Consider the following 13,788-nt stretch of genomic DNA (forward strand, 5'->3'; position numbering starts at 1 on the left):
CTACCACTGGCCGCAGGTTCAACGAGAAACGCTATGAAAGTCACAGTTTTTGGCATTGGTTATGTAGGGCTGGTCCAGGGCGCCGTTCTTGCCGAAGTCGGCCACGATGTGCTGTGTGTCGATATTGATGCGCAGCGGGTTGAGCGTCTCAAACAGGGGCATATCCCGATCTACGAGCCAGGCCTGGAAGCTCTTGTCAGGGAAAATCATGCGGCCGGCCGCTTGAATTTCACCACCGACGCCGTGGCTGCAGTCAAGCATGGTGAAGTGCAGTTTATCGCGGTGGGGACACCGCCAGATGAAGACGGCTCGGCCGACTTGAAGTACGTGCTGGCGGTGGCCGAGACCATTGGACAGCACATGCTGGCCCCGCTGACCATCATCGACAAATCCACCGTTCCCGTGGGCACCGCCGACAAGGTCAGTGCACGGGTGGCTGCCATGCTCGCGCTGCGTGAGCGCACCGACCTGGCCTTCGACATGGTGTCCAACCCGGAGTTTCTCAAGGAAGGCTCTGCGGTGGCTGATTGCATCCGGCCGGACCGCATTGTCATCGGCACCGCCAGCCGGCATGCGGAGGCGGTGATGCGCGAGCTTTACGCGCCGTTCAACCGCAACCACGAAAAAATCATCGTGATGGATGTGCGCAGCGCCGAGTTGACCAAATATGCTGCCAATTGCCTGCTCGCCACCAAGATCAGCTTCATGAACGAAATGGCCAACCTGGCCGAGAGACTGGGGGCCGACATCGAGATGGTGCGTCAGGGCATCGGGTCCGACCCGCGTATCGGCTATCACTTTCTGTACGCAGGCGTGGGGTATGGCGGGTCGTGTTTCCCCAAGGATGTCCAGGCCTTGATCCAGACCGCCGAGACCCTCGACTTCGATGCCACGCTGCTCAAGGCCGTGGAGCGACGCAATGCCGAACAGAAAAACAGCCTATTCAACAAACTGTCCGCGCACTTCAACGCGCAACTGGCGGGCAAGACTTTCGCGCTCTGGGGGCTCAGTTTCAAACCCAATACCGATGACATGCGCGAAGCCCCTAGCCGCGTGTTGATGGAGGCCTTGTGGCGTGCCGGGGCAAACGTGCAGGCCTTTGATCCGGAATCGATGGAAGAAACCCAGCGTCTCTATGGCGACCGCGAAGACCTGCGCCTGTGCGGTACCAAGGAAGCCTGCCTGAAAGGCGCCGATGCCTTGCTGATCGTCACGGAGTGGCAGGTCTTCAAGGCACCGGACTTCACGGTGATCAAACAGCAGCTCAAGCAACCGCTGATCTTTGACGGACGCAACCTGTTCGACCCCGTCAGTGTGCAGAAGAAAGGTATTCACTACGTATCCGTTGGGCGACCTCTCAACCCGGTATAGGTCTTCCCATGAGTGTGCTTAAAAGAATCGTCAGCGGCATTGGCGCCAATTCGTTTGGCCAGGTGGTAAACCTGCTGATCCAGGTGGTGAGTGTGCCGGTGCTGATTGCCAGTTGGGGCTTTGGCGCCTACAGCGAATGGGTGGTGCTGTCTGCGATTCCGACCTACCTGGCGCTGTCTGACCTGGGTGTGACCACGGCGGCATCGAGCAAGGTCGTGATCTGGCACGAGCGCGGACGGTTGCAGGTCGCGAGTGCGGTGTACAGCACCAGCTTTGCGTTTCTATCCCTGGCGGGACTCAGTGTGCTGTTGCTGACCCTGGGCGCCCTGGCGTTGTTTGACCTGTTCAGCTTGCTCAACCTCCAGTCGATCAAGAGCGGCGACGGGGTGCTGATTCTCTCGGCGTTGACCGGCTACTCGCTGCTTTGCCTGTTTACCAACATGATTTCGATCCGCTACCGGGCCAATAAGGCCTTGCCGTTGTCGGCATTCATCATGAACGTCATCCGCATGCTGGAATGGTCGGCTGCGTTGCTGTGCGCTTACCTGAGCCACAGCCTGGTCGCCACCAGCCTGGTGCTGTTGGCCGTGCGCGCGACGGGCATCGTCAGCAAGAACCTGATCGCCAACCGGTTGGGGATTGCCTTGTGTTTCAACGTTTCTGCGATCGGCAGGCGGGCATTTGTGACGTTGATCAAACCGTCACTGGCTTCGCTGGCCTTTCCGATTGGCCTGGCGTTGAACGTGCAGGGGCTGATCATTCTGTTGTCGGTGCTGCTGTCTCCGGCGCACGCGGCGATATTCGGTTTGTACCGCACGATTTCCAGGGTGTTGGTGCAGTTCTCGACCGTGGTGAACCAATCCCTATGGCCGGAGATTTCATATGCGTTCTCCATCGGTGACAACCAACTGGTCCGCAAAATGATCCGCTATGCCTTGCGGTTCTCGCTGCCCATCGCCTGTGTGCTAGGCGCGCTGATGGTGATATTCGGCGGGACGATCTTTGATGTGTGGTCGGGCCGCAAAGACGATTATTCCTCCAGCATCATGCTGGTGCTGATCATCGGTGCGCTGACCCACGTGGCCTGGCAGGTGTATTGGGTGGCGCTGATGGCCACCGCATCCTATTCGTCGTTTGCCGTGGTGTTCATGCTGGTATCGGTCGCCAGCAGTCTGGCGGTGTTCTACCTGGCACCGGACTATGGCCTGCTCGGTGTCTGCTATGTGTTGGTGGCCACCGAAGTCGTCCTGTTCTGCTTTGCCAGGCGCGGTTTCCATCGTCTTGAACTGAGGATGGCCCGTGCTGATTAATCACCTGATCCGCCATCGATTGAAAGTCAGCCTGCTGACGCCTGAGGGGCTCAAGTACCTGGCCAAGCGCGTGCTGTTGCTGGGCCGCTTGCTCAAGGCCGATCGCCGCCAGCGCACGTTGCGCCGACAGGGGGCCAGCCTGGCTCCGCTGGTGATGATCAATGCCGTGGAATTCGAAGGCTCCATCGCGTGTTTCAGCGTGGGCACCGGCAGCTTTATCGGCAAGCGCACCTTTATCCAATTGCACGCCGCCGTCCGTGTGGGCGCCCATGTGGCGATCAATGAAGGCGTGCGTATTCTCACGGGTACCCATGGCCTGGATGATCCTGCCTGGCGCTTGAAAGTCGCCCCGGTGGTGATCGGCGACTACGCCTGGGTCGCCACCGACGCGATCATCCTGCCGGGCGTGACGATCGGTGAAGGTGCCGTCGTCGGTGCCGGCAGTGTGGTTGGGCGCAATGTGGCGCCGTACAGCGTGGTAGCGGGCAATCCGGCACGGGTCATCAGGTCGCGTGGTGCGCATGCGTTTACCTACAGCCCGGTCCGCTCAAGTGCCGTCGTCGAAGCCTGGATGGGTAAATAAGATGATTCTGGTCGCTCATCCCGTTGGTAATCAGAATGTCCGCGCGTTGCTGCGCGCGTTGAATCAACGGCAGTTGCTGCACTCGTTCCATACCTCGCTGGCACTGCATAAGGGGTCGTTCCTCTGCCGTCTGCCGGTGGTGGGCAAGGAGTGCCTGCGGCGTACGTTCGATCAGGTCGATGGCGCGTTGCTGCATAGTTACCCGCGTTATGACGTGCCGCGTGTGATCTGCGACAAACTGAAGTGGTATCGCCTGACACGCCGCAACACCGGCATCTTCTGCCCGGAAAACGTCTACAACCACATTGACCAGGCCAGCGCCGGTTTCCTCTACAACACCCCGCGCAAACCCAGCCAGGTGTACGGCTATGACGGCAAGTGCCTGGGCTTGTTCAGCGCCGCCCGCGACATCGGCGACATCACCCTCAATTATGAGGCGGCCTTCGGCTCCATCGCCTACGCCTGCAGGATGCTTGAGCATGAGCGCGAGGCCAACCCTGCCTGGCGTGCCAGCATTCCCGATATCAGCGATGACACCATGCGCAAACAGACGGCCGAGTTGGCCTTGGCAGACCGGATCATAGTGGCGAGTACCTTTGCCAAGCGCACCCTGGGTGAGCACGGCGTTGCGCCAGGCAAGGTTGCGATCACGCCCTATGGCGCGCCGGCGCCGATGGTGCGTCATGAAGCAAGCGCCCGGCCAGGTGCACGACTGAAAGTGATTTATGTCGGCGCGCTGACCCAGCAAAAGGGCATTTCGTACTTTTTCGACGCGTTGAATCTTGCGGCGAGCAGCGTTGCCCTGGACGTCACGGTGATCGGTGGCGACTACGCCAACGGTCGCAACCCCGTGCTCAATGCCGAGCTGAAAAAGTACCAGTGGTTCAGTTCCGCGTCCCACGATGACGTTATCCGCCACTTGCTGGAGGCCGATGTGCTGGTGCTGCCGTCGGTCGCCGAGGCGTTTGGCCTGGTGGTAGGTGAAGCCTTGTCCACGGGCACAGCGGTGATCGTGTCGCAGAACTGCGGTGCGGCCGACCTGGTCGTCGAGGGTTTCAACGGTTATGTGGTGCCGATCCGTTCTGCCGAAGCGATCGCCAGCCGTCTGGTTGAGCTGGCCGAAGACAAGGACAAGCTCAGGGCGTTGCAGCACAACGCTGTGTTGTCTGCCGGTGGAACCACCTGGGACAGCTACGCCAGGGAGGTGATGGATGCAATCCTTGGCCATTCCTGACAGGGTCAGCCTGCATGAGCGCTACCGCACGCGGGTGGTCAGCGCCTTCGTGCTTATCTACCTGTTCATCCTGTTCGAAGGGGTCTTGCGCAAGTGGGTGATGCCGAGCCTCAGTTCGGTCATCTATTTCATCAAGGACCCGATCGTCCTTTACATCTACTGGTGCGCCTACCGGTTCGGTTTTTTCTCGAAAAACCTGGTGTCGGCCTACTTTGTCGTGCTGGTCATGGTGTTCTTCCTGCTGGTGGCCGCGTTTCTGTTGAGCAGCCCTGAAGGCTTCGTCATCTACGGCTACGGCGTGCGCAACTACCTGCTGTATTTCCCGTTGATATTTGTCGCTGGCAAGACGCTCAGGTTGACGGATGTCTATCGGTTCGCCCGTATCACGCTGTTCGCGGCGATCCCGATCAGCGTGCTGGTGGTGCTGCAGTATTCGTCCGGACCCCAGGCGTATGTGAACAAAGGCATTGGTGATGATGACTTCATTTTCATGATTGCCGACGGTGTCGTGCGGCCCTACGGCACCTTCACGTTCACGGCCGGGCATGTGGTGTACGTGTCGGCCTGCTTTGCATTCCTGGTCGCGGCGGTGTTTGACAAGGCCTTGTTCCGTGCCGTGTTCGCCCGGCGCTATGGGCTGTTTGGCGTGTCGGCGGCTGCGGTGGCGGTGATGTGTTTTCTCACGGGGTCCAGGGCGATCTATGCGTACGCTGCGATTGTGCTGCTGGCGGCGTTGATGGTCGCCTTGATCAAGAAATCGCAACGCAACCTGTTGTCGTTGTTTTTCCTGGCGGCCGCGTTGTTTGTCAGCCTGCTGATCTTCATGTCCACCGACAGCTACCAGGTGCTGGTGGAGCGCAACCGCAGCGCCGTGGCCAGTGAAGGCTCGCCGGTCACTCGCGCGTTCTCCAGCCTGTATGCGTTCACGCGTGTGGTCGATGACGCGCCGTTGTGGGGCCACGGGATAGGTTCGGGCACCAACGCCGCCTCGACGATCCTGCGCGCAGGGCGGGAGCAGGGCGCAGGTTTTTTACTGGCCGAAGATGAATGGTCACGCATCGTGCTGGAAATGGGCCTGCCCGCCGGGCTGATGTTCATCCTGTTCAGGATCTTCGTGCTGCTTTGGTTACTGCTCAAGTCCTACACGGCGCTGGTCAGGCAAGGCACCGGGGTGCCGTTGCTGCTGTGCGGTTTCCTGGCGCCGATCCTGTTCAACGGGGTCATGACCATGCAGGGCACATTCCTGGCGTTTGGCGTGCTGTATGCCTGCCTGATTCTCGCGGCCTGCAAGAAAACCTGAACCTACTTAATGCATCAGCGGACGACAGCACGTGAAGTTACTAAGAATCATCTCTTCGGTCAGACCGGAAAAAGGCGGCCCGATCAACGCGGCCCGGGAAATCGACACGGTGCTCGCCCAGGAGGGGCATCGCGTGGATGTCCTGACGCTGGATGCCGAGTTCGCGGTGGACTATCCCGGCACCGTGCATTTCATGGGGCCAAGCCGATTCGGCTACGGCTTGAACGGCAACATCCGCGAATGGCTGGAGCAGCACGCCCGGCACTATGATTTTTTCATTATCAACGGCTTGTGGCAGTACCACGGGTTTGTCGCCCGCCAGGTGCTGAACAAGTTGGGACGACCTTACATCGTGTATACCCACGGCATGCTGGATCCCTGGTTCAAGCACGAATACCCGCTCAAGCATCTGAAGAAATGGCTCTACTGGCCATGGGGCGAATACCGGGTGCTGAGGGATGCGCGGCGCGTGGTGTTTACCAGTGAAGAAGAGCAAATCCGCGCGCGTGAGTCGTTCTGGCTGTATCGCGCCCATGAAACGATCACGGCGTATGGCACTGCCAGCCCACCGGCCGATGGGGCGCGCCTGGCGCGGGACTTCATCACCGGTCACCCGGAACTCAAGGGCAAGCGGGTAGTGCTGTTCCTGAGTCGCATCCATAAGAAGAAGGGGTGCGACCACCTGCTGCAGGCATTTGCCCAGGTCGCCGGGCAAGACGAGCGGCTGCACCTGGTCATGGCCGGCCCCGATCAGGGCGGTTGGGTACAGGCGCTGCAGGATCAGGCCGAAAAGTCGGGCATTGCCCATCGCATCAGCTGGCCCGGCATGTTGCAGGGGACTGCAAAGTGGGGCGCGTTTTACGCCGCCGAAGTGTTTTGCCTGCCTTCGCACCAGGAAAATTTCGGCGTGGTGGTGGCGGAAGCGCTGGCGTGCGGCAAGCCCGTGCTGATCAGCAACAAGGTCAATATCTGGCGTGAAATCGACAAGGATCGCGTGGGCTTTGTCAGTGACGACACCGCCGACGGCGCCCTGCACAACCTGCAACGCTGGTTGCAGCTGGATGCGCCCGCTTACACGCAAATGTCCGAGCGGGCCAGGGCGTGCTTTGCCGAACGCTTTCATATCCGTCGCGGTGCGCAGCGCTTGCTGGAGATTGTGCGGGAGTGCTTCCCGTGATTCTTCAAGGCAATGACCCGCACCGTTCAGCCTCGTTCTCATTGGGCCATCGGCTGCGCCGCCAGCTCTGGAACATGGTGTACGTGGCGCTGTTCCGCACCAGCCCGCGCCCGTTCCATGCGTGGAGGGCCTTTCTGCTGCGGCTGTTCGGTGCGCGGTTGGGCAAGGGGGTGCACGTGTATCCACGGGCCAAGGTCTGGGCGCCCTGGAACCTGGAGCTGGGTGACCATGTCGGCATTGCCGATGGCACCACGTTGTACAGCATGGCGTTGATCCGCATTGGGCGCTACAGCGTGGTTTCCCAGGGCGCGCATTTGTGCGGCGGCTCCCACGACTACAACAGCAAGAACTTCCAGCTGTATGCAAAACCCATCGTGCTGGGGGAGCACGTGTGGGTGTGTGCCGAGGCGTTCATCACCCCAGGCGTCAGTGTGGCTGACGGCGTGGTGGTGGGGGCCCGCACCCTGGTGATCAAGAGCATCGCGCAGCCGTGGACCGTGCATGCCGGGCATCCGTCCCGCCATATCGGCCTGCGTACCCAGCATGTGCAGGAGCCCACGCCATGAAGCGCGAAACCATCACCGTGATCATCCTCACCTACAACGAAAGCCTGCACATCGCCCGGGCCATCGACTCGGTGCGGGCTTTCAGCGACGAAGTGCTGGTGGTGGACTCATTCTCCACCGACAGCACCTGCGACATCGCCCGTGCCCATGGCGCGTGGGTGGTGCAGCACCCGTTCGTCAACCAGGCCAAGCAGTTCCAGTGGGCGCTGGACAACCTGCCGATCACCGGCAACTGGACGCTGCGCCTGGATGCCGACGAGATCATCGAGGCCGATCTCGCTGCCGAGATCAACGCACGCTTGCCGACGTTGGCCAGCGATATCACCGGCATCAACTTCAAGCGCAAGCACATTTTCATGGGGCGCTGGGTGCGGCATGGCGGGCGTTACCCGTTGCGGATGCTACGGCTGTGGCGCACCGGGTTCGGGCGCATGGAAGACCGCTGGATGGACGAGCACATCTCGGTGGCCGAGGGTCGCACCATCACTCTGGAAGGTGGGTTCGCCGACCATAACTTGCATGACTTGACCTTCTTCACCCACAAGCACAACCAGTACGCCACCCGCGAAGCGATTGAAGTGCTCAACACGCGGCTGGGGTTGTTTGCGATCCGCGATGAACTGCACACGGGGCAGAGTTCGTTCCAGGCCAAGGCCAAGCGCCTGATCAAGAACCGCCTCTATAACCGCGTGCCGTTCACCCTGAGTTCGACCGCCTATTTCTTGTGGCGCTACATCATCCAGCTGGGGTTTCTCGATGGCCGCAGCGGCCTGGTCTATCACCTGCTCCAGGGCTATTGGTACCGCTTCCTGGTGGGCGCCAAGGTGCTGGAGCTGGAAACCGCAATTGCCCATTTAAACGATAAGGAAGCCATTGTCCGGGAACTCTCAAAGTTGACCGGCCATAACTTGAACCTGCCCAAACAGAAGTAACTGACCGTTTTTAACAAACACCCAAGTTTGGGTGTCGGCCTTCGCTCGCCTATCAATCGGGAGACAGACATGAACAAAGTTGCGCTTATCACCGGTATTACCGGCCAGGATGGCTCGTACCTGGCGGAGCTGCTGCTGGAAAAAGGCTATACGGTGCACGGCCTCAAGCGCCGTTCGTCGTCGTTCAATACCCAGCGCATCGATCATATTTACCAGGACCCGCAGGCCCTGCATAAAAACCTGATCCTACACTACGGCGACCTGGCGGACTCGTCGAACTTGACGCGCATCATCCAGCAGGTCCAGCCCGACGAAATCTACAACCTCGGAGCGCAATCCCATGTGGCGGTGAGCTTCGATTCACCGGAATACACCGCCGATGTGGACGCCCTGGGCACCTTGCGTATTCTTGAAGCGATCCGCCTGTTGGGCCTGGAAAAAAAGACCCGCTTCTACCAGGCCTCGACCTCCGAGTTGTATGGCTTGGTGCAGGAAACCCCGCAGAAGGAAACCACGCCGTTCTACCCGCGCTCGCCCTATGCGGTAGCCAAGTTGTACGCCTACTGGATCACCGTGAACTTCCGTGAAGCCTACGGCCTGTATGCGTGCAACGGCATCCTGTTCAACCACGAGTCGCCACGCCGCGGGGAAACCTTCGTGACGCGCAAGATCACCCGCGCCCTGACCAACATCGCGCTGGGCCTGGAGCCGTGCCTGTACATGGGCAACATGGATGCCCTGCGCGACTGGGGGCATGCCAAGGACTATGTGCGCATGCAGTGGATGATGTTGCAGCAGGACAGCCCGCAAGATTTCGTGATCGCCACCGGTGTGCAGTATTCGGTGCGTGACTTCATTCGCTGGTCGGCGGCGGAGCTTGGGCTACGCCTGCGCTTTGTGGGTGAAGGCGTGGAGGAGGTGGCGGTGGTCGAGCACATCGACGGCGACCTGGCGCCGGGCATTCTGGTGGGCGACGTGATTGTCCGGGTGGACCCGCGTTACTTCCGCCCGGCCGAGGTGGAGACGCTGCTGGGCGACCCGTTCAAGGCCAAGCGCGTGCTCGGTTGGGTGCCTGAAATCAGTGCGCAGGCGATGTGTGCGGAGATGGTCCGCGAAGACCTCAAGATCGCCCAGCGCCACGCCTTGCTGCGCCTGCACGGGCATGACGCACCGATTGCGGTGGAGAACTGAACATGGCACGTGATCTTGATGCGCGGATTTTTGTCGCCGGCCATCGCGGCATGGTCGGTTCGGCCATCGTGCGGCGCCTCTGGGCGTTGGGCTATACGCAGATACTCACGGCGGGCCGCGATGAACTGGACCTGCTCGACCCGGCGGCCGTGCAGGCGTACTTCGCCAGGCACCGTATCGACCAGGTGTACCTGGCGGCCGCCAAGGTGGGTGGGATTCATGCCAACGCCACATACCCGGCCGACTTCATCTACCAGAACCTGATGATCCAGGCCAATGTGATCCACGCTGCCCACAGCCATGACGTGCAGCAACTGTTGTTCCTCGGCTCGTCATGCATCTATCCGGTGCATGCGCCGCAACCGATGATCGAAGCGGTGTTGCTGGACGGTGCACTGGAACCCACCAACGAGCCCTACGCCGTGGCCAAGATCGCCGGGATCAAGCTGTGCGAAAGCTACAACCGCCAGCACGGCCGCGATTACCGCAGTGTGATGCCGACCAATCTGTATGGGCCGGGCGATAACTACCATCCGCAAAACAGCCATGTGATCGCCGCCTTGTTACGGCGCTTCCACGAAGCGACCCAGCGCGGCGATGACGAGGTGGTGATCTGGGGCAGTGGCCGACCGCGACGGGAATTCTTGCACGTGGATGAGATGGCGGCGGCCAGCGTGCATGTGATGGAACTCGATGCGGCGCGCTACCGCGAACAGACCCAGCCGATGCGCTCGCACCTGAACGTAGGCACCGGCGTGGATTGCACCATCGCCGAGTTGGCCGAGGCGCTGGTGCGGGTCACCGGCTTCCAGGGGCGCCTGCGTTTCGACACCGACAAACCCGACGGTGCGCCGCGCAAGTTGCTCGATGTCAGCCGTATCAACGCCCTTGGCTGGGAAGCCTACGTGCCGCTGGAGGAGGGCTTGCGTGACGCCTACAACGCCTATCTCGCGGCGCTCGAACAGCCTCGGGGCCAGTGATGAAAGTGCTTTTGTACGGCATCAATTACAGCCCGGAGCTGACCGGTATCGGCAAGTACAGCGGTGAACAGGCGCGCTGGCTGGCGGCGCAAGGTCATCAGGTCCGCGTAGTCACGGCGCCGCCGTATTACCCGCAGTGGCAGGTGGGCGAGGGCTATTCGCCGTGGCGTTTTCGTACCGAGCTGGATGCCGGCGTGACGGTGATCCGTTGTCCGCTTTACGTACCGCGCCAGCCCACGGCGATGACGCGTCTGCTGCACCTGATGAGTTTTTCCGCCAGCTCGTGTGTGGCGGTGCTGGGGCAACTGCGCTGGAAGCCGGACCTGGTGATCCTGGTGGTGCCCACGCTGTTCTGTGCGCCCCAGGCGTTGCTGTTGGCCAAGCTCAGTGGCGCGCGGTCGGTGTTGCATGTCCAGGACTATGAAGTGGATGCGATGCTCGGCCTGGGCATTGGCGGCGGTTCGCTGTTGCGGCGCCTGGCGTTGGGTGTGGAGCGCTGGCTGCTGCGGCGCTTTGATCGGGTCTCGACGATTTCCAGCGGCATGCTCCACAAGGCACGGGGCAAGGGCGTGTACAGCCAGCGGCTGATGTTCTTTCCGAACTGGTCGGAGACCGCACGCTTTCGCGATGTGCCGCGCGACCGCGCGTTGCTGCAACGCCTGGGCGTGCCGCCGGGAACCAAGGTGTTGTTGTACTCCGGCAACCTCGGCGAGAAGCAAGGCCTGGAGCTGATCCTCGATGCCGCCCAGGCCCATGCCCAGCGCACGGAGTGGGTGTTCCTGATCGTCGGCCAGGGCACCGGCAAGGCGCGTCTGCTCGAACGTGTACAGCGTGACGGGCTGCGCAATGTGCTGTTCGCGCCGTTGCAGGCCTACGAGGACTTGCCGGCGCTGCTGGCCTCGGCCGACGTGCACCTGGTGATCCAGAAGCGCGGCGTTGCAGATGCGGTGTTGCCGTCCAAACTCACCAACATTCTGGCCGTGGGCGGCAACGCAATTATCACCGCCGACCCCGATACCACCCTCGGCCGCCTGTGCGAGGAACATCAGGGCATTGCGGTGTTGATCGAGCCGGAATCGGTCACGGCACTGAGCACGGGTATCGAGCGGGCACTGGCAATGCCGACGCGTAATGAGGTGGCGTTGAATTACGCCAAGGAGTTCCTCGACAAGGAACGCATTCTGCAACGTTTTCTGGCACAGGTTTGATGGATATGTGGCTTGATTTACCGACCTTCCAAACGGTCGTGGCTTCGACGCCGTTGGTGGCGATTGACCTAGCGGTGAGAAACAGCCGTGGCGAAGTCTTGCTCGGTTTGCGCGTCAACCGGCCAGCCTTTGGTTTCTGGTTCGTGCCCGGGGGGCGTATCCGCAAGAACGAAAGCCTCGACAGCGCGTTCCGGCGCATCACCGGCGAAGAGCTGGGACGCACGTTTGAACGCGCCAATGCGCGTCTGCTCGGGGTGTACGAGCACTTCTACGATGACGGCGTGTTCGCCAATGCCGGCAGCGGGCCGGATACCCACTATGTGGTGCTCGGTTATTGCCTGGACCTGGAAGATGGGCAGATTCTCTTGCTGCCCACCGAGCAACATCAGCAGTACCGTTGGTGGCCACAGGATGAACTGCGCTTCAGCCCGCGCGTGCATGAAAACAGCCGCGCCTATTTTTGACGCTCTGCCTCGAGGATGCATTTATGTTGTTACCCGTGATCATGGCGGGCGGTTCGGGGTCGCGCCTGTGGCCGCTGTCGCGGCAACTGAACCCCAAGCAGTTCCTGCGCCTGACCGATGCGCACCTGTCGATGCTGCAGCAGACCATCCAGCGCCTGGAGGGCGCCAATGTCGCCTTGCCGCAGTTGATCTGTAACGAGCAGCATCGTTTCCTAGTGGCCGAGCAGTTGCGCCAGCTCGGCATGGAGCAGGCGAGCATCCTGCTGGAGCCGGTTGGGCGCAACACCGCGCCGGCCATCGCCCTGGCGGCGTGCAAGGCGGTTGCCGAGGACCAGGACCCGATCCTGCTGGTGCTGGCCGCCGACCATTTGATCGAAGATGTGCCCGCGTTCCATGCCAGCCTCGAAGTGGCGCTGCCCCTGGCCAGGGCCGGCAAGCTGGTGACCTTCGGCATCACCCCGACCTGCGCGCATACCGGCTATGGCTACATCGAGCAGGGCACGGCGGTGGGCGAGGGCAGTTACCGGGTCAAGCGCTTTGTCGAGAAGCCGGACGCCGCCACGGCCGCGCAGTATGTGGCGAGCGGTTATTACGCCTGGAACAGCGGCATGTTCATGTTCCGCGCCAGCCGCTACTTGGCAGAACTCGAACGCTTCCAGCCGGCCATGCTCGAAGCCTGCCGCGTGGCGCTGGAGGGCGGTAGCCAGGACCTGCCGTTTACCCGCGTGCATGCGGCAACCTTCGCCACCTGTCCGGACGACTCCATCGACTACGCCGTGATGGAAAAAACCGATGACGCGGTGATGGTGCCCTTGCACGCCGGCTGGAGCGATATCGGCTCGTGGTCGGCCCTGTGGGAGGCCAGTGCAAAAGACGCCGGCGGCAATGTGCTGCGCGGTGATGGGTTGCTGCTCGATACCCGCGATAGCTATGTGCACGCCGACAGCCGCCTGGTCGCCACCGTCGGGGTGCACGACTTGATCATCGTCGAGACCAAGGACGCCGTGCTGGTGGCTCACAAGGAGCAGGTGCAGCAGGTCAAGGGGATCGTCGATCAGCTTAAGCAGGCCGGGCGGCACGAGCACCTCAACCACCGAGAGGTGTATCGGCCGTGGGGCATGTATGACTCGGTGGACAGCGGCGCGCGGTATCAGGTCAAACGCATCACCGTGAAGCCGGGAGCCAAATTGTCGGTGCAGATGCATCACCACCGCGCCGAACACTGGATCGTGGTCAGCGGCACGGCCCGGGTCACCAATGGCGAGCAGACCTACCTGGTCGCGGAAAACCAGTCGACCTATATCCCCATCGGCCAGGTGCATGCGCTGGAGAATCCTGGGGTGATTCCTTTGGAGTTGATCGAAGTGCAGTCGGGGTCTTATCTGGGCGAAGACGACATTGTCCGGTTTGAAGACAAGTACGGCAGGGCCTGAAGTTTCCGACAATTAATAACGTTCCGAATAACTTCAAAC

13 protein-coding genes are annotated in these 13,788 nt (G+C 61.3%); all 13 read left to right on the plus strand.

Translation table 11 applies throughout. The annotated features are described in order from the left end of the window. Positions 1 to 33 precede the first annotated feature (33 nt). Entirely contained in the window at positions 34 to 1,371 is a 1,338-nt protein-coding gene (locus KUA23_RS11830) for a UDP-glucose dehydrogenase family protein (RefSeq protein ID WP_252993993.1), read from the plus strand. Between the two features lie 8 nt (positions 1,372 to 1,379). Beyond that, on the plus strand, positions 1,380 to 2,681 hold the full coding sequence (locus KUA23_RS11835; protein ID WP_252993994.1) for a lipopolysaccharide biosynthesis protein: 1,302 nt from the start codon (positions 1,380 to 1,382) through the stop codon (positions 2,679 to 2,681). After that, the gene (locus KUA23_RS11840) at positions 2,671 to 3,264 is read left to right on the plus strand and encodes an acyltransferase (RefSeq protein ID WP_306428783.1); all 594 of its coding nucleotides are present in this window, start codon (positions 2,671 to 2,673) and stop codon (positions 3,262 to 3,264) included. Before KUA23_RS11835 ends, KUA23_RS11840 begins: the two co-directional genes overlap by 11 nt. Position 3,265: 1 nt before the next feature. Beyond that, positions 3,266 to 4,498: a glycosyltransferase family 4 protein gene (locus KUA23_RS11845; protein WP_214497573.1), complete on the plus strand. Its 1,233-nt coding sequence runs from the start codon at positions 3,266 to 3,268 to the stop codon at positions 4,496 to 4,498. Beyond that, positions 4,476 to 5,798 (plus strand): O-antigen ligase family protein, encoded by a 1,323-nt coding sequence (locus KUA23_RS11850; protein ID WP_214497574.1) that lies wholly within the window; start codon positions 4,476 to 4,478, stop codon positions 5,796 to 5,798. The genes KUA23_RS11845 and KUA23_RS11850 overlap by 23 nt, the downstream gene beginning before the upstream one ends. A gap of 31 nt (positions 5,799 to 5,829) precedes the next feature. Further along, positions 5,830 to 6,975 (plus strand): glycosyltransferase, encoded by a 1,146-nt coding sequence (locus KUA23_RS11855; protein ID WP_252993995.1) that lies wholly within the window; start codon positions 5,830 to 5,832, stop codon positions 6,973 to 6,975. Beyond that, positions 6,972 to 7,541, plus strand: a complete 570-nt coding sequence (locus KUA23_RS11860; RefSeq protein ID WP_252993996.1) for an LbetaH domain-containing protein — start codon at positions 6,972 to 6,974, stop codon at positions 7,539 to 7,541. The genes KUA23_RS11855 and KUA23_RS11860 overlap by 4 nt, the downstream gene beginning before the upstream one ends. Next, the gene (locus tag KUA23_RS11865) at positions 7,538 to 8,473 is read left to right on the plus strand and encodes a glycosyltransferase family 2 protein (protein WP_214497577.1); all 936 of its coding nucleotides are present in this window, start codon (positions 7,538 to 7,540) and stop codon (positions 8,471 to 8,473) included. Before KUA23_RS11860 ends, KUA23_RS11865 begins: the two co-directional genes overlap by 4 nt. Before the next feature lie 69 nt (positions 8,474 to 8,542). Then, positions 8,543 to 9,664: a GDP-mannose 4,6-dehydratase gene (gmd, locus tag KUA23_RS11870; protein ID WP_252993997.1), complete on the plus strand. Its 1,122-nt coding sequence runs from the start codon at positions 8,543 to 8,545 to the stop codon at positions 9,662 to 9,664. A gap of 2 nt (positions 9,665 to 9,666) precedes the next feature. After that, positions 9,667 to 10,644 carry a GDP-L-fucose synthase gene (fcl, locus tag KUA23_RS11875; RefSeq protein ID WP_252993998.1) on the plus strand — a complete coding sequence of 326 codons (978 nt, stop codon included), beginning with the start codon at positions 9,667 to 9,669 and terminating at the stop codon, positions 10,642 to 10,644. After that, on the plus strand, positions 10,644 to 11,852 hold the full coding sequence (locus KUA23_RS11880) for a glycosyltransferase WbuB (protein ID WP_252993999.1): 1,209 nt from the start codon (positions 10,644 to 10,646) through the stop codon (positions 11,850 to 11,852). The genes fcl and KUA23_RS11880 overlap by 1 nt, the downstream gene beginning before the upstream one ends. A 5-nt stretch (positions 11,853 to 11,857) precedes the next feature. Continuing rightward, positions 11,858 to 12,316: a GDP-mannose mannosyl hydrolase gene (locus tag KUA23_RS11885; RefSeq protein WP_252994000.1), complete on the plus strand. Its 459-nt coding sequence runs from the start codon at positions 11,858 to 11,860 to the stop codon at positions 12,314 to 12,316. A gap of 23 nt (positions 12,317 to 12,339) precedes the next feature. Beyond that, positions 12,340 to 13,749, plus strand: a complete 1,410-nt coding sequence (locus KUA23_RS11890) for a mannose-1-phosphate guanylyltransferase/mannose-6-phosphate isomerase (protein WP_214497582.1) — start codon at positions 12,340 to 12,342, stop codon at positions 13,747 to 13,749. The last annotated feature ends 39 nt before the right edge of the window (positions 13,750 to 13,788 follow it).

This window comes from Pseudomonas pergaminensis (assembly GCF_024112395.2).
In the GTDB taxonomy this organism is placed as follows: domain Bacteria; phylum Pseudomonadota; class Gammaproteobacteria; order Pseudomonadales; family Pseudomonadaceae; genus Aquipseudomonas; species Aquipseudomonas pergaminensis.

Coding starts and splice junctions, on each gene's coding strand:
- KUA23_RS11865 (WP_214497577.1), top strand. CDS start 7,538: ATGAAGCGCGAAACCATCACCGTGATCATCCTCACCTACAACGAAAGC.
- KUA23_RS11850 (WP_214497574.1), top strand. CDS start 4,476: ATGCAATCCTTGGCCATTCCTGACAGGGTCAGCCTGCATGAGCGCTAC.
- KUA23_RS11830 (WP_252993993.1), top strand. CDS start 34: ATGAAAGTCACAGTTTTTGGCATTGGTTATGTAGGGCTGGTCCAGGGC.
- KUA23_RS11890 (WP_214497582.1), top strand. CDS start 12,340: ATGTTGTTACCCGTGATCATGGCGGGCGGTTCGGGGTCGCGCCTGTGG.
- fcl (WP_252993998.1), top strand. CDS start 9,667: ATGGCACGTGATCTTGATGCGCGGATTTTTGTCGCCGGCCATCGCGGC.
- KUA23_RS11845 (WP_214497573.1), top strand. CDS start 3,266: ATGATTCTGGTCGCTCATCCCGTTGGTAATCAGAATGTCCGCGCGTTG.
- KUA23_RS11835 (WP_252993994.1), top strand. CDS start 1,380: ATGAGTGTGCTTAAAAGAATCGTCAGCGGCATTGGCGCCAATTCGTTT.
- gmd (WP_252993997.1), top strand. CDS start 8,543: ATGAACAAAGTTGCGCTTATCACCGGTATTACCGGCCAGGATGGCTCG.
- KUA23_RS11880 (WP_252993999.1), top strand. CDS start 10,644: ATGAAAGTGCTTTTGTACGGCATCAATTACAGCCCGGAGCTGACCGGT.
- KUA23_RS11885 (WP_252994000.1), top strand. CDS start 11,858: ATGTGGCTTGATTTACCGACCTTCCAAACGGTCGTGGCTTCGACGCCG.